This window comes from Streptacidiphilus sp. PB12-B1b, assembly GCF_014084125.1.
GTDB lineage: Bacteria > Actinomycetota > Actinomycetes > Streptomycetales > Streptomycetaceae > Streptacidiphilus.
Genome location: NZ_CP048405.1, coordinates 2493017 through 2515410 on the forward strand (window position 1 = coordinate 2493017; position 22394 = coordinate 2515410).

At 73.9% G+C, this 22394-nt stretch carries 20 protein-coding genes, 1 pseudogene and 1 riboswitch; of the genes and pseudogenes, 8 read left to right on the top strand and 13 right to left on the bottom strand.

Annotated elements, in window-relative coordinates; all coding sequences use genetic code 11:
- Nucleotides 1–12 precede the first annotated feature (12 nt).
- The gene (locus GXW83_RS11295; RefSeq protein ID WP_225446903.1) at nt 13–1287 is read right to left on the bottom strand and encodes a type ISP restriction/modification enzyme; all 1275 of its coding nucleotides are present in this window, start codon (nt 1285–1287) and stop codon (nt 13–15) included.
- A gap of 185 nt (nt 1288–1472) precedes the next feature.
- On the opposite strand from GXW83_RS11295, the gene GXW83_RS11300 reads away from it, so the two are divergent.
- A complete protein-coding gene (locus GXW83_RS11300) occupies nt 1473–2438 on the top strand; it encodes a chitinase (protein WP_182442949.1) in 966 nt (321 codons plus the stop codon).
- Here the strand turns inward: GXW83_RS11300 and bioD are convergent.
- From bioD to bioB, 3 genes are read right to left on the bottom strand one after another with little or no spacing between them, the layout of a single operon-like run.
- On the bottom strand, nt 2411–3157 hold the full coding sequence (gene bioD / locus GXW83_RS11305) for a dethiobiotin synthase (RefSeq protein WP_182442950.1): 747 nt from the start codon (nt 3155–3157) through the stop codon (nt 2411–2413). The genes GXW83_RS11300 and bioD overlap by 28 nt on opposite strands.
- 42 nt (nt 3158–3199) lie before the next feature.
- Nucleotides 3200–4492, bottom strand: coding sequence for an adenosylmethionine--8-amino-7-oxononanoate transaminase (locus tag GXW83_RS11310; protein ID WP_182442951.1), 1293 nt, complete (start codon nt 4490–4492; stop codon nt 3200–3202).
- Between the two features lie 23 nt (nt 4493–4515).
- The gene (gene bioB, locus GXW83_RS11315; protein WP_182442952.1) at nt 4516–5577 is read right to left on the bottom strand and encodes a biotin synthase BioB; all 1062 of its coding nucleotides are present in this window, start codon (nt 5575–5577) and stop codon (nt 4516–4518) included.
- 204 nt (nt 5578–5781) lie between these two features.
- Between bioB and GXW83_RS11320 the strand changes: the two genes are divergently transcribed.
- The 4 genes from GXW83_RS11320 to GXW83_RS11335 all read left to right on the top strand — a co-directional run bounded on the left by GXW83_RS11320 (nt 5782) and on the right by GXW83_RS11335 (nt 9162).
- Nucleotides 5782–6591, top strand: a complete 810-nt coding sequence (locus GXW83_RS11320) for a hypothetical protein (protein ID WP_182442953.1) — start codon at nt 5782–5784, stop codon at nt 6589–6591.
- 32 nt (nt 6592–6623) lie between these two features.
- Nucleotides 6624–6818: a hypothetical protein gene (locus GXW83_RS11325; RefSeq protein ID WP_182442954.1), complete on the top strand. Its 195-nt coding sequence runs from the start codon at nt 6624–6626 to the stop codon at nt 6816–6818.
- Between the two features lie 71 nt (nt 6819–6889).
- Nucleotides 6890–8077 (top strand): 8-amino-7-oxononanoate synthase, encoded by a 1188-nt coding sequence (locus GXW83_RS11330; protein WP_182442955.1) that lies wholly within the window; start codon nt 6890–6892, stop codon nt 8075–8077.
- Nucleotides 8078–8169: 92 nt separating this feature from the next.
- Complete coding sequence (locus tag GXW83_RS11335) at nt 8170–9162, top strand: Gfo/Idh/MocA family protein (protein WP_182442956.1); 993 nt, start codon at nt 8170–8172, stop codon at nt 9160–9162.
- Between the two features lie 22 nt (nt 9163–9184).
- On the opposite strand, the gene GXW83_RS11340 is transcribed toward GXW83_RS11335, so the two are convergent.
- Complete coding sequence (locus tag GXW83_RS11340; protein WP_225447469.1) at nt 9185–9589, bottom strand: C40 family peptidase; 405 nt, start codon at nt 9587–9589, stop codon at nt 9185–9187.
- Nucleotides 9590–9786: 197 nt separating this feature from the next.
- Nucleotides 9787–9977: riboswitch (cyclic di-AMP (ydaO/yuaA leader) on the bottom strand.
- A gap of 485 nt (nt 9978–10462) precedes the next feature.
- Between GXW83_RS11340 and GXW83_RS11345 the strand changes: the two genes are divergently transcribed.
- Nucleotides 10463–10969 (top strand): NUDIX domain-containing protein, encoded by a 507-nt coding sequence (locus GXW83_RS11345; RefSeq protein ID WP_182442958.1) that lies wholly within the window; start codon nt 10463–10465, stop codon nt 10967–10969.
- A 19-nt stretch (nt 10970–10988) separates the two neighbouring features.
- Here GXW83_RS11345 and GXW83_RS11350 read toward each other — a convergent pair whose 3' ends face one another.
- The 5 genes from GXW83_RS11350 to GXW83_RS11370 all read right to left on the bottom strand — a co-directional run bounded on the left by GXW83_RS11350 (nt 10989) and on the right by GXW83_RS11370 (nt 16710).
- Nucleotides 10989–11966: a cytochrome c oxidase assembly protein gene (locus tag GXW83_RS11350; RefSeq protein WP_225446904.1), complete on the bottom strand. Its 978-nt coding sequence runs from the start codon at nt 11964–11966 to the stop codon at nt 10989–10991.
- Nucleotides 11967–12128: 162 nt separating this feature from the next.
- The gene (locus GXW83_RS11355; protein WP_182442959.1) at nt 12129–13124 is read right to left on the bottom strand and encodes a 2-hydroxyacid dehydrogenase; all 996 of its coding nucleotides are present in this window, start codon (nt 13122–13124) and stop codon (nt 12129–12131) included.
- A gap of 97 nt (nt 13125–13221) precedes the next feature.
- Nucleotides 13222–14247 (bottom strand): 6-phosphofructokinase, encoded by a 1026-nt coding sequence (locus GXW83_RS11360; RefSeq protein WP_182442960.1) that lies wholly within the window; start codon nt 14245–14247, stop codon nt 13222–13224.
- A 447-nt stretch (nt 14248–14694) separates the two neighbouring features.
- Entirely contained in the window at nt 14695–15423 is a 729-nt protein-coding gene (locus GXW83_RS11365) for a type 1 glutamine amidotransferase (protein ID WP_182442961.1), read from the bottom strand.
- Between the two features lie 30 nt (nt 15424–15453).
- The gene (locus GXW83_RS11370) at nt 15454–16710 is read right to left on the bottom strand and encodes a MurT ligase domain-containing protein (RefSeq protein ID WP_182442962.1); all 1257 of its coding nucleotides are present in this window, start codon (nt 16708–16710) and stop codon (nt 15454–15456) included.
- 91 nt (nt 16711–16801) lie between these two features.
- Between GXW83_RS11370 and def the strand changes: the two genes are divergently transcribed.
- A complete protein-coding gene (gene def / locus GXW83_RS11375; protein WP_182442963.1) occupies nt 16802–17350 on the top strand; it encodes a peptide deformylase in 549 nt (182 codons plus the stop codon).
- 155 nt (nt 17351–17505) lie between these two features.
- Here the strand turns inward: def and GXW83_RS11380 are convergent.
- Nucleotides 17506–18081: pseudogene (locus tag GXW83_RS11380) on the bottom strand (TetR family transcriptional regulator); the annotation flags it as partial.
- Nucleotides 18082–18222: 141 nt separating this feature from the next.
- Here GXW83_RS11380 and GXW83_RS11385 point away from each other — a divergent pair.
- The gene (locus tag GXW83_RS11385; RefSeq protein WP_182442965.1) at nt 18223–19482 is read left to right on the top strand and encodes an acyl-CoA dehydrogenase family protein; all 1260 of its coding nucleotides are present in this window, start codon (nt 18223–18225) and stop codon (nt 19480–19482) included.
- Nucleotides 19483–19500: 18 nt separating this feature from the next.
- Here the strand turns inward: GXW83_RS11385 and GXW83_RS11390 are convergent, their stop codons facing one another.
- Together GXW83_RS11390 and GXW83_RS11395 are read right to left on the bottom strand one after the other, a co-directional pair.
- On the bottom strand, nt 19501–20850 hold the full coding sequence (locus tag GXW83_RS11390; RefSeq protein WP_182442966.1) for an acyltransferase: 1350 nt from the start codon (nt 20848–20850) through the stop codon (nt 19501–19503).
- Nucleotides 20851–20955: 105 nt separating this feature from the next.
- A complete protein-coding gene (locus tag GXW83_RS11395; protein ID WP_182442967.1) occupies nt 20956–22107 on the bottom strand; it encodes an MBL fold metallo-hydrolase in 1152 nt (383 codons plus the stop codon).
- Between the last annotated feature and the right edge of the window lie 287 nt (nt 22108–22394).

Consider the following 22394-nt stretch of genomic DNA (forward strand, 5'->3'; position numbering starts at 1 on the left):
AAGGCACGGGCGTCAGAGCAGGGCGAACTGTCCGCCGGGGCCCTCCTCCTGGTGCGAGAGGACGGACGCCGGGCGCCTGGTCCAGGCCGGGGCCGGGAGCACGGCGGCCGAGGCCAGATCGGCGGCGCTGATCCACGGCCCGCGCTCCGGGCGCAGCAGCGCGGCCTGGGCCGGGCGCAGCTCGGCCAGCAGGGCCAGCACGGTGGCCAGCTCGACCAGGTCGGCGGTGGACTGCTGGGGCCAGGCGGACAGGCCGAGCGCCTCCAGGCTGCCCGGCCGGGCCCCGGGGTCGGCGGTGCGCCGGGCGAACCACCCGGCCAGCACCGGCTGCCCGGCCGCCTGGAACTCCCAGACGCTGCGCGGGACGGGCGCGATCCGCCCGGAGCCCAGCAGCAGCGACTCGGTGTCGGCGTCGTGTCCGATGGCGTCCGGCAGGCCCTGGACCCGCTCGCGGACGAAGGGCCGTCGTCCGCCGGGCATCCGCGGGCGCCCGCCGCCCGCGTCCGGGCTTCCCGCGTGCGGGCTGCCCGCCTCCGGCGCGCCGCGCAGGCCGAAGGTGTGCAGCCACAGGATGCGGCGGCCCAGGGCGACCCCCTCCGCCCAGGTCCCGGCCGAGGCGGGCAGCGGGATCGGCACCTCCTCGCCGGTGCGGGCGCCCGGGGCGCCGTCGGCGGGCCGACCGGCGGCGGCGATCCAGGCGAGCAGCGCCTCGGCCGTGACGCCGGTGCCGAGGACCGCGCCCAGGTACTCCGTCAGGCCGGGGGCCAGGTTGGGTTCGCGGCCGCCGGGCCGCCGGTAGAGCGGATGGATCCGGCCGAGGCCGCGTTCCCGGTGGCCGTCCGGGAGTTCGGCGGAGAAGGCCACGGCCGGGCCGGGGGCGTGCGGCTGCACGCAGGCGAACAGCTGCGCTTCGTCGGCGACCCGCCACAGCTCGGGCCGGGCGGCGTCCAGGACCCGCTGGTCCGGCAGCAGCCAGAGCCGGTCGAAGGCCCCGTGCCGGATGCGCACCGGCGGCGGGCAGGGGCCCGGGTCGCGGGCGAGGGTTCCGGTGGAGCCGCTCTGGCCGGGGAGCTGGCCGACGGCACTGTCCAGGGTGCGGGCCCGGCTGGCGCCGAAGAGGGCCGCCCGGGCGTCGGGCGCGGCGTCGGCCAGCCGCTGCCAGCGGGCGGCGAGCACCTCCGGGTGGGCGGAGCGCACCCAGCCCCGGCCCAGGCGCAGGCCGGGGACGGACCACGGCATCAGTTCGGCGAGCAGCGGCGCATCCGCCCCCTGGCACCTCCCGGCCACCTGGCACCTCCCGGGCGCCATGGTACCGAGCGCGGGCCCGCCGGCCGGGGTGTCGCCGCGGTCCGGGGCCGGACCTGCCCTTCTGCCGGGGGCTCTTGACAGCGCCACGGCAACCCGGCACGATCCTCGTTCAACGCGTTAGGAAACCTTCCTAACTAGAGACGCACCGGATCTGAGAGGTCATCATGACCAAGTCCACCGCGCGTACCACCACCTCGGCCCGCCGCACCGCCACCCTGGTCGCCGCCGCGCTCACCACCGCGGTCGCCCCCGCGCTGGTGCTCACCGCCGGGGCGTCCCAGGCCCAGGCCGCCACCTCGTTCCCGGCCCAGTACGCGGCGCCGTACCTGCAGATCTCCAGCGGCGACACCGGCGACCTGTCGGCCGACCTGAAGGCCAGCGGCGACAGGTTCTACACGCTCGCCTTCCTGGTGCCCAAGTCCGGCTGCACCCCGATGTGGGAGGACGGCAACGACTCGCTGGGCGCCTTCACCTCACAGGTCAACGCGTTCAAGTCGGCCGGCGGCAACGTCATCATCTCCTTCGGCGGCGAGTCCGGCGGCGAGATCGCCGAGACCTGTACCTCCGTCAGCAGCCTGACCGCCGCCTACGAGAACGTCGTCAAGACCTACGGCGTCACCCGGCTGGACTTCGACATCGAGGGCGACTACCTCGACAACACCGCCGCCAACTCCCGCCGCGACCAGGCGCTGGCGGCGCTGCAGAAGGCCGACCCCTCGGTCCAGGTCGACTACACCCTGCCGGTCGACCCCACCGGGCTGGAGTCGGACGCCACCGCGCTGCTCAAGGACGCCAAGAGCAAGGGCGTCAGCGTCAACCTGGTCAACATCATGACCATGGACTTCGGCGACGGCCAGAACGCCCTGAAGGACGCCGAGTCGGCGGCCACCGCCACCGAGAAGCAGCTCGCGGGCATCTACGGCGGCAGCTCCGCGCAGAACTGGGCGCGGCTCGGGCTCACCCCGATCGCCGGGAAGAACGACGACAACGAGGACTTCACCCAGTCCAACGCCTCCACCCTGGAGTCCTTCGCCAAGTCCAACGGCGTCCAGGAGCTGTCGTTCTGGGAGGTCGACGGCTACGACAAGGGCGACGGCTACGCCTACTCGAAGATCTTCACCAAGATCTGACCCAGCGCCGAGCGGGCCGTGGCCAGGAACGCCGACCGGGCGCCGGCCGGATCCGCCGCCGTACCCCCGCTGCCGGGCGCGGAGCGTTCAGGGAGCGCGCCCAGCAGCGGGGCATCCGCCACCAGCGGCAGGTCCGCGAGGTTGCAGCGGGAGGCCAGGTCCGGCTCGGCCGGCCAGGCGCCGATGACCAGCCCGAGCAGCCGCACCCCGCGCGTGCGCAGCGCTTCGGCGCTGAGCGCGGTGGTGTTCAGCGTGCCCAGCCCGGCCGTGGTGACCAGCAGCACCGGCGCCTCCAGGCCCAGCTCCCGCAGCTCGGCCGGGACGTCGGCCAGCGTGCCGCCGTCGGCGTCGAAGCGCACCAGCAGCCCCCCGGCACCCTCGACCAGCACCAGGTCGTGGGTCCGCGCCAGCCGGGCCGCCTCCAGCGCGGTCTGCCGGGGCGTCACCGGCGGCAGCCCGCTGCGGGCGGCGGCCGTGGCCGGGGCCAGCGGCTCGGGGAAGCGCCCCAGCTCGGAGCAGGTCACCGCGTCCCCGGCCAGCCGCCGCACCTGCTCGGCGTCGCCCGGCTCGCCGGGGGTCAGCCCGGTCTGCGCGGGCTTGAGCACCGCGACCCGCAGTCCCTCGGCGACCGCCAGCGCGGCCACCGCCGCCGTGGCCACGGTCTTGCCGATCTCGGTGCCGGTGCCGCTGACCAGCAGCACCCGTCCGGTGGTAGCCATCTCTCCGGCCCTTCTCAACGCTGGTTCCTCAACCCTGTTCTCTCAACCCTGTTCCGCGGCGGCCACGACCCCGGCGCACAGCGCCGCCAGATCGTCGTCGCCGGTGACGTAGGGCGGCATGGTGTAGACCAGGTCGCGGAACGGCCGCAGCCACACCCCGGCCCGGGCGGCGGCCCGGGTCGCGGCGGCCACGTCCACCTCGTGGTCCAGCTGGACGACGCCGATCGCGCCCAGCACCCGCACCTCGCGCACCCCCGGCAGCCCGGCCGCCGGGGCCAGGCCCGCGCGCAGCCCCGACTCCAGCCGGCCGACGGCGCCGCGCCAGTCCTGGCCGAGCAGCAGCCCGAGCGAGGCGTTGGCGACGGCGCAGGCCAGCGGATTGCCCATGAACGTCGGGCCGTGCGCCAGCACCGGCACCTCGCCGCTGCTGATCCCGTGCGCCACCTCGGACGTGCACAGCGTCGCCGCCAGCGTCAGGTAGCCGCCGGTCAGCGCCTTGCCGACGCACATCACGTCGGGCGAGACCCCGGCGTGCCCGGCCGCGAACAGCTCGCCGGTGCGGCCGAAGCCGGTGGCGATCTCGTCGAACACCAGCAGCACGCCGTGGGTGTCGCACAGCTCGCGCAGCACCCGCAGCAGCGCGGGGGAGTGGAAGCGCATCCCGCCCGCGCCCTGCACCACCGGCTCCACCACCACGGCGGCGGTCTCCGCCGCATGGCGGCCGATCAGCTCGTCCAGATGGGCGGTGTAGGCCGGGTCCAGCGGGGTGTCGTAGCCGTCGGTGGGGGCGTCCGCGAACAGCTGCCGGGGCAGCACGCCGGTCCACAGCTGGTGCATCCCGCCCTCGGGGTCGCACACCGACATCGGGTGGAAGGTGTCGCCGTGGTAGCCGCCGCGCCAGGTCAGCAGCCGCCGCTTCTCCGGACGTCCGCGCGAACGCCAGTACTGCAGGCACATCTTGGCCGCGACCTCGACCGACACCGAACCGGAGTCGGCCAGGAAGACGTGGCGCAGCGGCTCCGGGGTGATCTCCACCAGCGTGGCGGCCAGCCGGACGGCGGGCTCGTGGGTCAGCCCGCCGAACATCACATGGCTCATCCGGCCGAGCTGGTCGCGCACCGCCTCGTCCAGCACCGGGTGCTGGTAGCCGTGGATCGCCGACCACCACGAGGACATGCCGTCGATCAGCTCGGTGCTGCCCTCGACCGGCCGCGCCAGCCGCAGCCGCACCCCCCGCGCCGACTCCACCGGGTAGGGCGCGAGCGGCGCGGGCATGGCGCCGTACGGGTGCCAGACGTGCGCGCGGTCCAGCTCCAGCAGCTGCTCGGGGGTCATCGGGCGGGCGTCGGGGCCCGCACTCACGCGTTCGGCGGCAGGTCGGTGCCGGCGCCCCGGCGGCGGACGGTCACCGCGGCCTCTCGCTCGGCGGGCAGGGTCGCCTCCTCCGCGCCCTCCACCGTGAAGCCCGCGTCCGCGATCATGTCCAGGTCGGCCTGGCCGGCCTGCCCCTCGCTGGTCAGGTAGTCGCCCAGGAAGATCGAGTTCACCAGGTGCAGCGCCAGCGGCTGCATCGACCGCAGGTGCACCTCGCGGCCGCCCGCCAGCCGGACCTCCACGTCCGGGCAGACGAACCGGACCATCGCCAGGATCCGCAGGCAGCGCTGCGGCGTCAGGTTCCACTCCTTGGCCAGCGGGGTGCCCTCGAACGGGATCAGGAAGTTCACCGGCACCGAGTCCGGGTTCAGCTCCCGCAGCGCGAAGACCACGTCCACGAGGTCGGCGTCGCTCTCGCCCATGCCCGCGATCAGCCCGGAGCAGGCCGACAGACCGGCCTCCTGGGCCTGGTGCACGGTCTCCACCCGGTCGGTGAAGTCATGGGTGGAGCAGATGTCGGCGTAGGTGCCCTCGGAGGTGTTCAGGTTGTGGTTGTACGCGTGCACCCCGGCCTCGCGCAGCCGCTCCGCCTGGCCGTCGGAGAGCAGCCCGAGGCAGGCGCAGATCTCCACGCCCTCGTTCTCGGCCTTGATCGCGTCCACGGTGTCGGCGACCCGCTGCACGTCCCGGTCGGTCGGGCCGCGGCCGCTGGCCACCAGGCACACCCGCTTGGCGCCGCCGGCCACGCCCGCCTTGGCGGCCGCCGCGGCCTCGTCCGGCTTCAGCCAGGTGTACTTGAGGATCTCCGCCTTCGAGCCCAGCCGCTGCGAGCAGTACGAGCAGTCCTCCGGGCACAGCCCGCTCTTGAGGTTCACCAGGTAGTTGAGCTTCACCCGGCGGCCGAACCACTGGCGGCGCACCCGCCCGGCGGCCGCGACCACGTCGAGCAGTTCGTCGTCGGACGACGCCAGGACGGCCAGGGCCTCCTCCCGGGTCGGGAGTTCGCGGCGCAGGCCCTTGGCGGTGAGGGAGTCGAGCAGATCCATGCGGGTGATCCTGCCGTTTCCCGGCCCCGCGCCGCCAGTGCCGAACCTTCCAGAAGATCGCACGGATGCTTTGCCTGGATGTCACAGAAGCACCAAATCGACCAGTCGACCGGGCCGGGACGCCCGCCGCCACCAGGCTGTGCGTCGCATGTGGACGGCCCCACCCCCTGCCCCCGCACAAGATCGCCCTCTAGACTCTGCGGAATGAACACCAGGGGTGAGCACCGCGCCGCCGAACCGGGAGCCCGCAGCCGGAGCCCCCGGACCGCCGCCCTGCTCCTGGTCCTCGCGGTCGGCGCGGCCGGCGCCACCTGGGGCGAGGTCCGCTACGCCGGGGACGTGCGCAGCCACGTCGGCGGCGGGGGCGGGACCGCGGTCCAGGACGGCGTGAGCATGCAGGGCTCGGGCACCGGCGACGCCGTGGACGACGTCGCGGCGCTGCGCCTGAACGACGTCCTGCCGCCGACCGTCGCCGAGGCCGCCACCCCGACCAGCGCCGACGGCTACCTGGCCACCCGCTACCAGGGCGGCAGCAGCGACGACTGCGCCGAGGCGTTCACCATCACCGCCCCGGCCGCCGCCTCCACCGGCTGCACCGGCTTCCTCACCGCCGACTACGTCGAGCAGGACCGCAGCGTCTACACCTCGGTCACCGTCTTCGTCTACCCGGACGCCGCCACCGCCGCCCGCGCGGCCAAGGCGCTGAACACCCCGGCCGCCACCGGCGCGGTCACCTTCCAGCAGCCGGAGGCGGGGCTGCCGGACGCCGCGCTCCCGGCCGCCGACCAGGCCCCGGCGTCCTCCCCGGGCGTCCAGCCCGACGCCGCGTCCGGCTCCGGCGCCCCGACCGCGCCCGCCGCGCCGCAGGTGCAGCAGCGGGTCGAGGCCGTCGGCAGCGCCGTGGACGTCATCGAGTCGGCCGCCGCCGGGGCGCAGCCCGCCGTCGCCGCGGCGCTCTCCACCCCGACCTGGTACCTGGCCTACACCGTGGGCGCCAAGCTCGCCTGGCAGTGAGCCCCGGCGCGGGCCCCGGCTAGGATCGGCCCGTGGAGCCCGACGACACCTACTGCGACACCAGCCCGCCCCAGCCGCCCGTACCCGCCGCGGCGCCGGGCGACGGCCCCTCCGCCGACTGCGTGCTGTGCGGCGAACCGACCGAGTACCCGGCCGACACCGGCGGCGCCCCGCTGTGCCCGCGCTGCGCCTGGCAGCAGGCCCAGCGCGGGGCCTGCTCGGGATGAGCACGGCGGCGGACGGCCGGGCGGGCGGTGCGGGGCCCCGCGCCGCAGCGGACAGCACAGGGAGCAGAACCATGGACGGCACGACGGACGGCGGCGCGGTCGGCACCGGCCGCACCCCGGCGGACCCCTTCGCCTGGCTGGACGACGCCGCCGAGGCCCGCCGCCGGGCCGGCCTGGTGCGCACCCTGCGCCACCGCCCGGCCCGGGAGGACCTGCTCGACCTGGCCGGAAACGACTACCTGGGCCTGGTCCGGCACCCCCGGGTGACCCGCGCCGCCGCCGACGCCGCGCTGCGCTGGGGCGGCGGGTCCACCGGCTCCCGGCTGGTCACCGGCAGCACCGCGCTCCACGCCGAGCTGGAGGCCGAGCTGGCGGCGTTCTGCGGGGCCGAGGCCGCGCTGGTGTTCTCCTCCGGCTACACCGCCAACCTGGCCGCGCTGACCGCGCTCACCGACGCGGACACCGTGCTGGTCTCCGACGCGCTCAACCACGCCTCGCTCATCGACGGCTGCCGGCTCTCCCGGGCCCGCGTCGTCCGCGCCGCCCACCGCGACCCGGACGCCGTCCGCGCCGCCCTGGCCGCCGCCCCGGAGCGCCGGGCCCTGGTCGTCAGCGACTCGGTCTTCTCGGTGGACGGCGACGCCGCCCCGCTCGCCGAGCTGGCCGCGGTCTGCCGTGAGCACGGCGCGGCGCTGCTCACCGACGACGCGCACGGGCTGGGCGTGCTGGGCCCGGGCGGCTCCGGGGCGCAGGCCGCCGCCGGGCTCGCGGGCGCGCCGGACGTGCTCTCCACGGTGACCCTGTCCAAGTCGCTGGGTTCGCAGGGCGGGGCGGTGGTCGGCCCGCGCCGGGTGGTCGAGCACCTGGTGCAGGCCGCCCGCACCTTCATCTTCGACACCGGCCTGGCCCCGGCCGCGGTCGGCGCCGCGCTCGGCGCGCTGCGGCTGCTGCGCGAGGAGCCGCAGCGCGCCGAGCGGGCCGGGCAGGTGGCCCGGGCGCTGGCGGAGCGGCTGGCCGCCGCCGGACTGCCGGTCAGCAGCCCGCAGGCGGCGGTGGTCTCGGTCCGGGTCGACGCCCCCGGCTCGGCGCTGGCCTGGGCGGCGGCCTGCCGGGAGAAGGGGCTGGCGGTCGGCTGCTTCCGGCCGCCGTCGGTGCCCGACCGCTGGTCGCGGCTGCGGCTGACGGCCCGGGCGGACCTCACCGACGCGGAGATCGACTTCGCGGTGGACGTGATCGCCCGCACCGAGCCCGAGGTCTGACGCCGGGCCGGGGCCGACGCCGGGCCTGGGTTCGGGTCCGTCGTCCCGGCCGCCCCTCGACGGGAGCCCCCGCCAGGGAGTTTGATTGGCGCATGAACAAAAGCATCCGCTGGGGCATCCTGGCCACCGGCGCCATAGCCGAGGCGTTCACCCGCGATCTGCAGCTGCTGCCGGACGCCGAGGTGGTGGCCGTCGGCTCGCGCAGCGAGGAGTCCGCCCGGGCCTTCGCCGAGCGCTTCGACATCCCCCGGGTCCACGGCAGCTGGGCCTCGCTGGCGGCGGACGAGGAGGTCGACATCGTCTATGTCGCCACCCCGCACCACGCCCACTACGAGGCCGCCCGGCTGTGCCTGGAGGCCGGGCGGGCGGTGCTGTGCGAGAAGCCGTTCACGCTCAACGCCGCCGACTCCCGGGCCCTGACCGAGCTGGCCGCCGAGCGCGGCCGGTTCCTGATGGAGGCCATGTGGATGCGGTGCAACCCGGCCGTGCTGCGGGTCGCCGAGCTGATCGCGGCCGGGGCGATCGGCACGGTCGGCACCCTGCAGGCGGACTTCGGCCTGGCCGGCCCGTTCGCCCCCTCGCACCGGCTGCGCGATCCGGGGCTCGGCGGCGGGGCGCTGCTGGACCTGGGCATCTACCCGGTCACCCTGGCCCACCTGCTGCTCGGCGTCCCCGACAGCATCCAGGCGTGGGCCAGCCTCACCCCGGAGGGCGTGGACGCCAACACCGCGCTGATCCTGGGCTACGACTCGGGCGCGGTGGCCACGCTCACCTGCGGCATCGTCTCGGGGACGCCGTTCCGGGCGTACGTCTCGGGCTCGCTCGGCCGGATCGAGCTGCCCTCGCCGTTCTTCCGCCCCGGCGACTTCCTGCTGTACCGGGGCCAGGGCGACGACGTGGAGCCGGAGCTGGTGCAGGTGCCCTACAGCGGCAGCGGCTACGTCCACGAGGCCGAGGAGGCCATGCGCTGCCTGCGCGCCGGGCTGCTGGAGAGCCCGCTGGTGCCCTGGAGCAGCACGCTGGAGGTCATGCGGACGCTGGACACCGCCCGGGCACGGACCGGGGTCCGCTACCCGGGCGAGTAGTCCCGGGGCCGGTCGGCCGCGCTCAGCGGATCCGGCCGTACCAGACCTCGCCGGTCCAGATGCGTTCGAGCCGCACCCGGGCGCCCGGGTGCGGCGAGTGCCAGATCGCGTCGTGCCCGGCGTAGATGCCCACGTGGTAGACCTCGCCGCCGGAGTGGAAGAAGACCAGGTCGCCGGGGTGCAGCTGGTCCCTGCCGATGTGCTCGACGCTGGCGTACTGGGCCTGCGCGGTGCGCGGCAGCCGCCTGCCCGCGTGCTGGAACGAGTAGTACGTCAGCCCCGAGCAGTCGAAAGCGTCCGGGCCGGACGCGCCCCAGCGGTAGGGGTCGCCGTGTTTTGATGCGGCGATGATCAGCGCCCTGACCTCGATGGTGGCGGCGTCCGCGGGCCCTGCGCTGAGCAGGGTGCCCCCGGCGACCGCCGCCAGCGTGAGCGCGGCGGTGACGCCCGCCCGCCAGCGGCCCGGTCTACGGCGCGGCTGCGGGGTTCCGGCCGGTCGTCGGTCGTGGTGCCGGTCGGGGTTGTCGCCGGCGGTCTGCGCCGGGTCGCCCTGCGCGCTGTTCTGGTGGTGCCTGCCGGCCTGGATCGGGACTGGGGCATGGGTGTGCACGGACGCAGTCATGCGGGCCCTTCCGGAACCGCCTGCGGAAGTCTCCCTGTCGGGTTTGGGCTCCGAAAGCTGCCCTGCCACCGCGGTGGCTTCACCCCAAGGGACGGTGGGGACCGTCCCGGCCTGCCTGGGTCTCCCGCTCCCGTCTGTCAGGTGTGTGTGCACCTGGCGTCCGACCGGTGACGGGATTCGGCGTCCGGTCGGACCGCCTCGCCACGGCGGCGAGGACTTCTTGGTTCGGGCGACAGTATTGGCACGTTTTTAGGCGTTCTTCATGCCGGGACGCGATTCTGTGATTCTTGTCACGTTGGGTTTCCAGGGGGCCGAAGAAGCACATTTCCGGGTTCCGGCTGGGCGGTACGGGTGAATATCCAGCTGTCCTGAATAATATCCCAACCATTCCAAGAACCTGCTCTGAGCTGCTGTGATGATGCAGATGAGGGGAAGTGGAGCGGAATGGTCCGCAATCTTCCATCACCCGGCGGAGTGATCTGCCGACGAGGGCCGCCGAAGGTTTCCGGATGGCCTCCTTCCGGCTGCACCGATTCGCGGCGCGCGCGCCGAAACGTCACTGCGCCGCTATTGCCCCCAATGGCCGAATGCGCTCCGGCGCACTGTTCCGGTCCGGAAATCGGGGGCGGTCGCCCGAAAACCGACGGCCCTGTCGGACCCGGGTCGTAGAGTCTGGCCATGAGCATCGAGCGAACGCCCCGCCGCGCCGCCCGGGTCCTGGTGCTGGATCCGCACGGCGCCGTTTTCCTGCAACTGCACGACGACGTCGAGGTCGGGCTGCACTGGGTGCTGCCCGGCGGCGGCTTGGACGAGGGGGAGGACGAACGCGCGGGCGCCCTGCGCGAGACGGTCGAGGAGACCGGCTGGACGGACGTCCTGCCCGGGCCCGCGCTGTGGATCTGGGAGCACGACTACACCCGCAAGGGCGTGCCCACCCGCCAGCGCGAAGTGATCTTCCTCGGCGAGGGCCCGCGCCGCGACCCGGTCGGCGACCTCGCCGACTCCTTCGCCGCCGACGGCATCCTGACCTGCCGCTGGTGGACCCCGCAGGAGCTGGCCGACTGCCCGGAGCTGCTCTGGCCGCCGCAGCTGGCCGAGCTCATGGCCGACCTGCGCCGCGACGGCCCCCCGGCCGAGCCGATAGACCTCGGCTACGTCCCCAACGTCCCGCGCCTCCCGCGCTGACGCTGCCGGTGCTCCCCGCTCAGCTCTGCTGCTGCACCCCGGACCGCCGCTGCAGGGTGGCCAGGTAGTCGTTGTAGGCGTTCAGCTCCTTGTCGCCGTCGCGGTCCGCCGTGCGGTCCTTGCGCCGCGACAGCCGCTCCTCCGACTTGGCCCACTGGAAGGTCAGCGCGATCAGCACGATGAAGGTCGGGATCTCGCTGAACGCCCAGGCCAGGCCGCCGGCCATGTGCTGGTCCGCCAGCGGGCTCACCCGCAGCGAGGCCGCCGGGTGGGCGAAGGTCTTCACGATCAGCCCGGACGACATCATGACCGCGATGCCGAAGAAGGCGTGGAACGGCATCCCGATGAACAGCTCCAGCATCCGCAGCAGGTGGCCCGGGCGGTGCGGCCCCGGGTCCACGCCCATGATCGGCCAGAAGAACAGCAGCCCCACCGCGAGGAAGTGGGCCATCATCAGCTCGTGCCCGAGGGTGGAGCGCATCAGGAAGTCGAACAGCGGCGTGAAGTAGAGCCCGTACAGGCTGGCGATGAACAGCGGCAGGGTGAACGCCGGGTGCGAGACCACCTTCACGTAGCGCGAGTGCAGCAGCGAGACCAGCAGGTCGCGCGGGCCGTGCCCGCCCCGGCCACCGGCCGGCAGCGCGCGCAGCGCCAGCGTGATCGGCGCGCCCATCAGCAGGATGATCGGGGAGAGCATGGACAGCACCATGTGCTGCAGCATGTGGGCGCTGAGCATCTGCATGCCGTACTCGTCCAGCCCGGTGCAGGTCACCAGGGCGACCGTGAGCACCCCGAGGACCCAGGCGACGGTGCGGCCCAGCGGCCAGCTGTCGCCGCGGCGGCGCAGCCGGACCACGCCGGTGAGGTAGAGGCCGAGCAGCAGGACGCAGCCGATCAGGAACGGCCAGTTCGCCGAGGGGTGGAGGGCCAGGACCCGGCCCACGGTCCACGGCGGCAGATCCTGCGACATGCCCGGCATACCCGGCATGGTGCCCATCGGCGGTTCCTGCTTTCCTGGTGGCGGCGCGCGGCGGCCCCGGCAGGCACCGCCCGGACCAGAGTAGAACTGTCCGGATTGCACCCCGTACGCGCCCCCCTGCCCCGCCGCCCCACGCCTGCCGACCTGCCCGTCGACCGCCCGCCGCTCGACAGTCGCGCGTCAGTCGCGCGGGATCAGGGTGTTCTCGCTGCGCCGCCCGTTCAGGAAGTCGTCGACGTTGCGCGCGGTGGCCTCGACGATCTGGGTCACCGCCGTCCGGGTGAAGTACGCCTGGTGCGAGGTGACCAGCACCTGCGGGAAGGTCATCAGCCGGGCCAGGGTGTCGTCGGTGACGACCTCCAGCGACTTGTCGAAGGAGAACAGCCCGGTCTCCTCCTCGTAGACGTCCAGGCCGACGCCGCCGAGGCGGCCCGCCCGCAGCGTCTCCACCAGGGCGGCGGTGTCCACCAGGCCGCCCCGGCTGGAGTTGATCAGGATGGCCTCCGGCTTCATCCGCTGCAGCGCCGAGCCGTCGATCAGGTGGTGGGTGTCCGGCAGCAGCGGGACGTGCAGGGTGATCAGGTCGGACTCGGCCAGCAGGTGGTCCAGCGAGGTGTACTTCATGCCGAGGTCCAGGCAGGCCGGGTTCTCGGCGACGTCCCAGCCGAGCAGGGTGGTGCCGAAGCCGCTGCCGATCCGGGCGAAGCACTCGCCGATCTTGCCGGTGCCGACGACCCCGACCGTCATCCCGTGGATGTCCTGGCCCATCAGCCCGTCCAGCCGGAAGTCGAACTCGCGGGTCCGGTTGGCGGCGCGGGCGATTCGGCGGTTCACCGCCAGCGCCAGCGTCCAGGCGAACTCGGCCACGGCGTGCGGGGAGTAGTAGGAGACCCGGGCGATGGTCAGGCCCAGCTCGGCGGCGACGCCGAGGTCGATGTTGTTGAAGCCGGTGGAGCGCTGGGCGATCATCCGGGTGCCGCCCGCCGCCAGCGTCCGCAGCACGGCGGCGTCCAGCCGGGCGTTGACGCTGGTGCTGACCACCTCGTGGCCGGCCGCCAGCGACGCGGTGTCCGGGTCGAGGCAGACCTCCAGGCAGTGCACCCCGTGCCGGCCCTCGAAGGCCAGCTCGATCAGCGGTTTCTCATCGGCCTGCACGCCGTAGGCGAGGATCTCCATGGACGTCACGCTAAGGGAGGAGCCCCGACCCGACAATCCGGGCAATCCGGATGGATGGCGGTCGGGGCCCGCCCGGATGCCCGGATGGCCCGCGGGCTCAGATGACGGTCTCGGCCTCGGCGTAGCGCTCGGCCGGGACGGTCTTCAGATCGGCCACCGCGTCGGCCAGCGGCACCAGGTTGATCTGCGTGCCCTGGAGCGCGGTCAGGTGCCCGAACGCGCCCTTATGCACCGCCTCGACCGCGTGCCAGCCGAAGCGGGTGGCCAGCACCCTGTCGTACGCGGTGGGCGTGCCGCCGCGCTGGACGTGGCCGAGGATGACCGGGCGGGCCTCCTTGCCCAGGCGGTGCTCCAGCTCCATGGACAGCTGGTTGGCCACACCGGTGAAGCGCTCGTGGCCGTAGATGTCCACCGTGCCCTCCTCCCAGTGCATGGTGCCGGGCTCGGGCTTGGCGCCCTCCGCGCAGACCACGATGGCGAACTTCTTGCCGCGCTCGAAGCGCTCCCGGACGACCGCGGTCACCCGGTCGATGTCGAACGGCCGCTCCGGGACGATGATGGCGTGCGCGCCGGCGGCCATGCCCGCGTGCAGCGCGATCCAGCCGGTGTGCCTGCCCATCAGCTCGACCACCATGACCCGCTGGTGCGACTCGGCGGTGGTCTTCAGCCGGTCCAGCGCCTCGGTGGCCACCGACACCGCGGTGTCGAAGCCGAACGTGACGTCGGTGCAGGCGATGTCGTTGTCGATGGTCTTGGGCACCCCGACGATCGGCAGCCCGCCGTCCGACAACAGCCGGGCGGCCTTGAGCGTGCCCTCGCCGCCGATCGGGATGATGCCGTCGAGGCCGAGCTCCTCGCAGTACTCCTTGGCGCGGGCTACGCCGTCCCGCAGGTGGCTCGGCTGGACCCGGGTCGAGCCCAGGATCGTCCCGCCCTGGGCGAGGATGCCGCTGACGGAGTCCAGGGTCAGCTCGCGGTAGTCGCCCTCCAGCAGGCCGCGCCAGCCGTCCTGGAAGCCGATGATCTCGTCGCCGTGGTCCACCACACCGCGATGGACCACGGAGCGGATCACGGCGTTCAGACCTGGGCAGTCCCCGCCGCTGGTCAGCACACCAATACGCATCGCTTTGCAACTCCCGAGCAGAACCGGACGACCGGACTTCTTTGCCCGACAACCACGCCACCGTACAGGGCGGTGTCCACGAACGGTTGGCGTGGAGGTTTCGCCCGGGTGAAGGGAGCTATGGCAAATCGGACTTTTTACCCCATCGTGATGATACCGCCCGCTGACCTCCGGTCAGGTCGGGGCGGACGCGGTCGGCGCCTTCGCCGCCCGCGCGGGGAGTGGTTCAGCCTCGGTCCCGCGCACGGCCGGACCGGGCCCCCGCCGTTCGGGGGCCTGTGCCCAGTGTGCGCCGAGCCGCTCGAGCCGGAGCAGTGCCCCGCCCGGGCCGGGACGACGGTGGTCGCCCCGCGAGCCCGGACGGCGCCGCGCCGTCCCTGCTGTCCGCGCCTGCGCCCCTGGCGGGAGCGTCCCTGCTCCCGGGCGCCGGCACGGCGACGGTGTCCGCTAGGCCGGCTGCTGGACGGTGGCGATGCGCTCCGCGCGCAGCGCGTCGTACCAGGTGTTGTCGGCCGGCGGCAGCGCGCTGACATCCAGCGCGAGCTTGATCAGCAGATCCGCCACGGCCGGGTTGCGGGCCATGATCGGACCGTGCAGGTAGGTGCCGAAGACGGTGTCCCGCCAGGCGCCCTCGGTGCCGTCGCCGGTGCCGTTGCCGCCGCCGACGGTCACCCGCGCCAGTGGCGAGACGCCCTGGCCCAGGTGGGTGACGCCCTGGTGGTTCTCGAAGCCGGTCATCGTCGGCAGGCCCAGCCGGGGGTCGGGCTCGGCCAGGATGTCGCCGACGTGCCGCTGTGCCTCGCCCCGGGTGCTCCACACGTCCAGCAGGCCCAGGCCCGGCGTGCGCTGGCCCCGGTCGTCGATGAACTCGTGGCCCATGATCTGGTAGCCCGCGCAGACGCCGAAGACGATGGCGCCGTTCTCCACCGCGCGGTGCAGCCCCGGGTCGGCCCGCAGCCGCTCCCCGGCCAGCCGCTGCGGCCGGTCCTCGCCGCCGCCGATCAGGTAGATGTCGCCGCTGGTCGGCACCGGCTGGTCGGACCGCACGTCGATCCGCGACACGTCCAGGCCGCGCTGGCGCGCGCGCCGCTCCACGACCAGGCAGTTGCCGCGGTCGCCGTAGGTGCTCAGCAGGTCCGGGTAGACCCAGACCAGACGCAGTGCGCTCTCGCTCATGAGTTCAGTCCTCTTCGTCAGCAGCCGGGGTCAGCCGCGCACGTCGCGGCGCAGCTGCTGGAACGCGGTGTAGTTGGCGATGGCCTCGATCCGCCCGGGCGGGGCGGCGGCCACCGCCTGCGCCAGCGAGTCCACGACCTGGAAGTGCACGCCGGCGACCTCCAGCCGCACGGCCAGGTCCAGCTTGCGCTGGCCCATGACGAAGACCGGGTGGCCGACCAGGCGCTCGTAGTCGACGTCCCACAGCCAGGAGGTGTCCGTGCCGTCGGCGCTGAGCGCGTTCACCGACAGGACCACCGGGGAGGGCGGCGGGTCGATCAGGGTGAAGGTCTCCAGCCAACCGGCCGGGTTCTTCGCCAGCAGCAGCCGCACCTCGCGGCCGCCGAAGGTGACCGACTCGTAGCGTCCGGCGACCGCCTGGACCGCCTCCATCCGCTGCAGCGCCACCTGCGGGTGCACCCCGAACACCGCCGCGACGGCGGCCGAGCTGGTCGCGTTGGAGAGGTTGGCGCGCCCGGGCAGCTGCAGCCGGATCGGCCAGGCCGAGCCCTGCGGGTCGATCACGTGCTCGCCGTTGAGCGCCCAGTGCGGCTGCGGGCGGCGGAAGCCGCAGGAGGGGCAGAACCAGTCCTCGCCGGGGCGCTGCATCACGCCGCCGCAGCTCGGGCAGGACCAGGCGTCTTCGCGGTACGCCTGCCCGGCGGCCACCCAGACCACCCGGCGGCAGGAGGAGGCCGCCCAGGTGACCAGCGGGTCGTCGGCATTGGCGATGATCACGGCCTCGGAGCCGGACAGGCCCTCGCGCCACTTCTCGGCGAGCATCCGGGTCTCCGAGGAGCGGTCCAGCTGGTCCCGGGAGAGGTTCAGCAGGGCGATCGCCTTGGGGGAGGTGTCCCTGGCCACGCCCGCGAGGTACTTCTCGTCCACCTCGATCACGCCGAAGCGGGCGTCGGTGCCGTCGGCCAGCGCCGAGGTGATGCCGGCCGGCATGTTCGCGCCCAGCGCGTTGGAGACCACCGGACCGGCGGCCTTGAGCGCCTCGGCGATCAGCCGGGTCGTCGTCGTCTTGCCGTTGGTCGCGGAGACCAGGACCACGTCCAGGTGCTCGGCGAGCGCGCGCAGCAGATCCGGTTCGAACCGCAGAGCGACCTTGCCGCCGATCACCGAACCGCTGCCGCGTCCGGCCGTCCGGGAGACCGCGGCGGCCACCTTGCCGGCCGTGACGGCGAGCTTGGCGCGCGGGGGCAGCGTGGCCGAAGGGCCGGACGACTCGGGGTTCGCTGGCATCAGGGTCGCTCTCCTCCTCGGTACAGACGGGCTCAGCCTACCGGCACTGGGAATTCCGCAGTGCCGTACACCCGCCGTACGATCTTCCAATATGTCCCGCATCCCCGGAAGCACCGGCAGCGTCCACCCCGTCACCGCGTGGCCGGACGCCGTGCTCGGCACCGCCTGCGCCACCGTCACCGCCTTCGACGGCACGCTCGCACGCCTGGTCGAGGACCTGTTCGCCACCATGTACGCCGAGGACGGGGTCGGGCTGGCGGCCAATCAGATCGGGGTGGGGCTGAGGGTCTTCGTCTACGACTGCCCCGACGACGAGGACGTCCGCCATCTGGGACACCTGGTCAACCCGGTGCTGGTCGAGGCCGACGGGGTCGAGGTGCGCGGCGAGGAGGGCTGCCTCTCGCTGCCCGGGCTGCGCGCGCGGACCCCCCGCTACGACCGGGCGCTGGTCCGCGGCCAGGACCTCACCGGCGCGCCGGTCGAGGTCGAGGGCACCGGCTTCTTCGCCCGCTGCCTCCAGCACGAGACCGACCACCTCGACGGCAGCGTCTTCCTCGACCGCCTCACCGGCCTGCGCCGCACCCGCGCGCTGCGCGCCCTGCGCCGCGCCGACTGGTACCGGCCCGCGGGCACGGGCTGACCCGGCGGTCAGCCGGAGGCGGTGGCGTGCGGCTGCTGCCCGGGCCGGCGGTGCCCCGGCTGCGGCTGCGGCTCCCGTTCCTGCTCCTGTTTTGGCCCCGACTCCGACTCCGGCTCCTGCGGCCGGGCGGCGGCCGGTTGGGCGACCGGGACCGGCCGCTGGGCGGCGGCCGCGAGTCGGCCCCAGAGCAGGTCGGCGAGCGTCTGCACCATCCGCTCGCGCGGGAACGGCCGGGTCTCCAGCCACCAGTCCCCGGCCGCCAGCACCATCCCGGTCATCGCCTGGCCCCATGCCTCGGCCACCACCGCGCTGTCCGGGCCCAGGTCCACCTCCTCGCGCATCGAGCGGCTCAGCTCGTCCGCGATCAGCCGCAGCGCCGGCGCCAGCGGCCCGGCGGGGGAGAGGCCGTCCGCGGCCGGGTCCGGATGGGTGAGGAAGCGGTACACCTGCGGCTGGGCCTCGATCGCGGCGAGGTAGGTGTCGATGACCCCCTCGACCCGGTCGCGCCGCTCCAACGGCTGCGCCAGCGCCGCCCGCACGGAGGCCAGCAGCCCGGTGGTGTGGCGCTCGGCCAGTGCCCGGTAGAGGCCGTTCTTGTCGCCGAAGTGCCGGTAGAGGATGGGCTTGGTGATGCCCGCCTCGGCGGCGATGGTGTTCATGCTGGCGCGCGGCCCGTCCCGGCGTACGACCCGGTCGGCGGCGTCCAGGAGTTCGCTGCGGCGATCGGCCATTGACTTTCCTTACTCCGGGGTAACAAAATTGGTACGCAGTTACCGAAGGTAACACCAAGCTCGTCCGTTCACCGCCGGTTCACTGCCGGTACGCCCGCCCATGGCTGTCATCACCGGCCATCACGCCTGTTGGGGATACACATGTCCGAGAACGCCGTCACGACCGGCTTCAGCCTCGACCTCAACGAGGACCAGATCGCCGTGCGCGACTGGCTGCACGGGTTCGCCGCCGACGTCATCCGTCCGGCCGCGGCCGAGTGGGACGAACGCGAGGAGACCCCCTGGCCGGTGATCCAGGAGGCGGCCAAGCTCGGCATCTACTCGCTGGACTTCTTCGCCCAGCAGCAGTTCGACCCCACCGGCCTGGGCATCCCGATCACCATGGAGGAGCTGTTCTGGGGCGACGCCGGGATCGGCCTGGCCATCGTCGGCAGCGCCCTGGCCGCCGTGGGCGTGGTCGCCAACGGCACCCCCGAGCAGGTCGGCACCTGGGCCCCGCAGATGTTCGGCACGCCCGACGACGTCAAGCTCGCCGCCTTCTGCTCCTCCGAGCCCGACGCCGGCTCCGACGTCGCCGCGATGCGCACCCGCGCCGTCTACGACGAGGCCACCGACGAGTGGGTCCTGAACGGCACCAAGACCTGGGCCACCAACGGCGGCATCGCCCACATCCACGTCGTCGTCGCCTCGGTGGACCCGGCCCTCGGCGCGCGCGGCCAGGCGTCCTTCATCGTCCCGCCCGGGACGCCCGGGCTGAGCCAGGGCCAGAAGTTCAAGAAGCACGGCATCCGCGCCTCGCACACCGCCGAGGTCGTGCTGGACGGCGTCCGGGTGCCCGGCCACTGCCTGCTCGGCGGCAAGGACAAGCTGGACGAGCGGCTGGCCCGGGCCCGCGAGCGGGCCGCCGCCGAGGCCCGCGGCGAGCGCGGCGAGAAGGTCAAGAACGCTGCCATGGCCACCTTCGAGGCGTCCCGCCCCGCCGTCGGCGCCCAGGCCGTCGGCGTCGCCCGGGCCGCCTACGAGGTCGCGCTGGACTACGCCAAGACCCGCGAGCAGTTCGGCCGCCCGATCATCGACAACCAGGGCATCGCCTTCACCCTCGCCGACATGCGCACCCGCATCGACGCCTCCCGGCTGCTGGTCTGGCGCGCCTCCTGGATGGCCAACAACGGCAAGCCCTTCACCGCGGCCGAGGGCTCCATGTCCAAGCTGTACGCGGGCGAGACCGCCAAGTGGGTCACCGCCCAGGCCATCCAGATCCTCGGCGGCAACGGCTTCACCCGCGAGTACCCGGTGGAGCGCATGCACCGCGACGCCGCCATCTACACCATCTTCGAAGGCACCAGCGAGATCCAGCGCCTGGTCATCGCCCGCACCCTCTCCGGCCTCCCCATCCGCTGACCACCGCCCGGCAGTGGGTCACAGCACTTTGCGGACGGATTCCGCGCCCTGGGGGAGGGGGTCCTCTTGGGCGCGGAAGCGGTGCAGGGCGGCACGGCCCTCGGGGGTGCGCAGGCGGGCGGCCAGGCGGGTGGGGAGGACGACGGTGAACAGGGCGCCGGTGCCCTCGAAGCCCTCGACCATCCAGGAGACCCACGGCAGCGGGAGGTTGCCGGCCGGGCTGAAGAACACCGGGCGCTGCCCGGCGAACGCGGCCTCGTACGCGCCGAAGCGGCTCCAGTTGGAGAAGGTGAACCGCCGCCGCTCGGGGTCGAAGCCCAGCGGGACGCAGTCGCGGAACCGGGAGCGGCCGATCGCCTCCAGAAACGCCAGGTTGGCGCGGAGGTTGAGGTGCGAGCGGGTGAAGTCCTCGACCGCGGAGCGGATCGCCACCGCGATCTGCTCGGGCGGGGCCTGCGGCGGGCACAGCAGGTGGATCTCGCTGAGCAGGTTGCCGACGGTCGCGGCCGGGAGGTCCAACGGCCGCCGGACGTTGACCGGCATGGTCAGATGGCGGGCCTCGGTGTCCTCGTCCAGCCTGCGGATCGTGCTGACGGCGTGCGCGCACAGCACGTCGCCCACCGACAGCTTCTGCCCGGCCGCCGCGCTCAACTCCTCGCGCATCCGGCGGATCTCGGCGTCGCCGAAGTACACCTGGACGGTGCGGTTGGCCCGCGTCGCCGACTCGAACTCGCGCCGAAGGACGGCCGCCTCCTGCGGCGACGGCAGCCGGAAGCCGGGCCGTCCGCAGTCCTGCGGGGGCAGCACCCGCTCCAGGTAGGCGTCCTGATCCTGCACCAGAACTGCCTCGGGCAAGGGGAGTTGCTCGACCGCCGCCGACCAGGCCCGCATCAGCAGCATGAACGTCTGGACGTCGCCCAGCGCGTGGTGCCAGGAGCAGCCCAACGCCGCAGCGCCGTCGCCGAGTCGGCTGAGCCGGACGGTGAGCAGCGGCAGTCCGCCGGAGCGCGCGGCCGAGGCGTCGACCTGGTCCACCAGGCCCGACCCGGGCAGCGTCACCCGGCCCATCGCCTCGGCCAGGGTGTCGCCGACGTCGTAGACCTCCAGCGGCACACCGGAGTTGTCGCAGACGATCTCCAACTGGTCGTCCCGGGTGCGGAGCCGCCCGGCGAAGGTCGGCAGCAGCTCCAGCGCTCGGGCCAGGCCCTCCGCGAGCCGCTCCTCGTCCAGGGGCCGCTCGAAGAAGTAGACGACGGACACCGCGAGGTCCGCCAGCATGGTGTCCACCAGCCCGCACCGCACCACCGTGCCGGTCGTGCTCTGGGCGCGGACGGTGCGGGTGTCGCGCAGTTCCGGCCAGGCGCTCATGCTGTCGCTCTCCGATCGGCGGCCCACGGTGGGACAACCGGAACCCTAGGGGAGCCGAGCGCGAATGGTCCAGACCTGCCAGGGGTCGGGGTGTGGGGGTGGCGGCTACACGCGGACCTGTTCCGGGTGGGGGTCGGGGCGGGGCGGGGTGTCGAGGGCGGTGGTGGTGGGGGCCGCTGCGATGGCGCGCCACCAGGGGTGCGGGTCGGTGACGGAGGCCGGTTCGAAGGGCGCGCCGGGGACGGGGGCGGCGACGGTGAACCCCGCCGCGCGGGCCGCCGCCAGGGTGCGTTCGATGGGCTCCTCCCAGCGGTGCGGGGCCAGGTCGAAGGTGGCCCAGTGGATCGGCAGCAGCACCGCGCCGCCGCCCAGGTCACCGTGGGCGCGGACGCCCTCCTCCGGGGTCATGTGCACCTCGGGCCAGAACTCGCTGTAGGCGCCGACCTGCATCATGGTGGCGTCGAACGGCCCGTGCTGGGCGCCGATCTCGGCGAAGCCGGGGAAGTAGCCGGTGTCGCCGCTGTGGAACAGCCGGTGCTCCGGGCCGGCCACCACCCAGGACGCCCAGAGCTGGTGCGTCCCGGTGCGCAGGCCGCGCGCGCAGTAGTGCCGGGCCGGGGTCGCGGTCACCGTCAGTCCGGCGACCCGCGCGGACTCGTTCCAGTCCAGTTCGATCAGCCGCTCGGCGGGTACGCCCCAGTGCTCCAGGTGCGCGCCCACACCGAGCGGGACGGCGAAGTCCGCGCCGGAGCGGATCAGCGCCCGGATGGCCCGCATGTCCAGGTGGTCGTAGTGGTCGTGGGAGACCACCACCACGTCGATCGGGCCCAGGTCGTCCAGGGCGATCGGAGCCGGGTGCAGCCGGCGCGGCCCGAAGCCGGAGAACGGCGAGCAGCGCTCGCCCCAGACCGGGTCGAACAGCACCCGGCGGCCGGCGATCTCGGCCAGCACGGTGGCGTGGCCCATCCAGGTCAGCCGCAGCCCGTCCACCGGCGGGACGGCCAACTCCCCGGCCGTCAGCGGGTGCACCGGGATGCTGCCGACCGGCTTGCTGCCCTTCTTGGCGAAGGTGGCGCGCAGCCCCCCGGCCAGCGAACCCTCCACCAGGCGGCGCGTGGGGACGGGGTTGCGGAAGGACCCGTCCACGAAGTTCGGCGAACGCTCGATCCGCGCGAGCCGCTCACCGGTGGGCTCGGCGCCGAAGGCGGCCGGACGCCGACCGGTGATGCGGGAGTGCCATGGGCGGGAACCGGGCACGGAGCCACCTCCTACAGGAAACCTGTGAACCACCGCAGCCTACCCACCCCCGGTACGCCCGGCCCGGCGTCCGGACCCCGGCGGCAAGTGGACCGGCACGGGGTGGGAGGCGGCGGTGCGGGCGCCGCTCACCGGCTTCGGCCGGAGTACCGGCCCGGGCAGGGCGGGCCGCACCGGCGCCGGGACGCCTCAGGCAGCCGTCCGGGTGGACACCAGTTCGGCCGTCCCCCGGACGGCGGAACCCGCCGGTGCGGGCCGGTCGGTGGGCGTCCGGTCGGGGGCGGCCT

Coding starts and splice junctions, on each gene's coding strand:
- GXW83_RS11360 (WP_182442960.1), bottom strand. CDS start 14,247: ATGCGTATTGGTGTGCTGACCAGCGGCGGGGACTGCCCAGGTCTGAAC.
- GXW83_RS11355 (WP_182442959.1), bottom strand. CDS start 13,124: ATGGAGATCCTCGCCTACGGCGTGCAGGCCGATGAGAAACCGCTGATC.
- GXW83_RS11385 (WP_182442965.1), top strand. CDS start 18,223: ATGTCCGAGAACGCCGTCACGACCGGCTTCAGCCTCGACCTCAACGAG.
- GXW83_RS11330 (WP_182442955.1), top strand. CDS start 6,890: ATGGACGGCACGACGGACGGCGGCGCGGTCGGCACCGGCCGCACCCCG.
- bioD (WP_182442950.1), bottom strand. CDS start 3,157: ATGGCTACCACCGGACGGGTGCTGCTGGTCAGCGGCACCGGCACCGAG.
- GXW83_RS11345 (WP_182442958.1), top strand. CDS start 10,463: ATGAGCATCGAGCGAACGCCCCGCCGCGCCGCCCGGGTCCTGGTGCTG.
- def (WP_182442963.1), top strand. CDS start 16,802: ATGTCCCGCATCCCCGGAAGCACCGGCAGCGTCCACCCCGTCACCGCG.
- GXW83_RS11350 (WP_225446904.1), bottom strand. CDS start 11,966: ATGGGCACCATGCCGGGTATGCCGGGCATGTCGCAGGATCTGCCGCCG.
- GXW83_RS11365 (WP_182442961.1), bottom strand. CDS start 15,423: ATGAGCGAGAGCGCACTGCGTCTGGTCTGGGTCTACCCGGACCTGCTG.
- GXW83_RS11310 (WP_182442951.1), bottom strand. CDS start 4,492: ATGACCCCCGAGCAGCTGCTGGAGCTGGACCGCGCGCACGTCTGGCAC.
- bioB (WP_182442952.1), bottom strand. CDS start 5,577: ATGGATCTGCTCGACTCCCTCACCGCCAAGGGCCTGCGCCGCGAACTC.
- GXW83_RS11320 (WP_182442953.1), top strand. CDS start 5,782: ATGAACACCAGGGGTGAGCACCGCGCCGCCGAACCGGGAGCCCGCAGC.
- GXW83_RS11335 (WP_182442956.1), top strand. CDS start 8,170: ATGAACAAAAGCATCCGCTGGGGCATCCTGGCCACCGGCGCCATAGCC.
- GXW83_RS11300 (WP_182442949.1), top strand. CDS start 1,473: ATGACCAAGTCCACCGCGCGTACCACCACCTCGGCCCGCCGCACCGCC.
- GXW83_RS11370 (WP_182442962.1), bottom strand. CDS start 16,710: ATGCCAGCGAACCCCGAGTCGTCCGGCCCTTCGGCCACGCTGCCCCCG.
- GXW83_RS11390 (WP_182442966.1), bottom strand. CDS start 20,850: ATGAGCGCCTGGCCGGAACTGCGCGACACCCGCACCGTCCGCGCCCAG.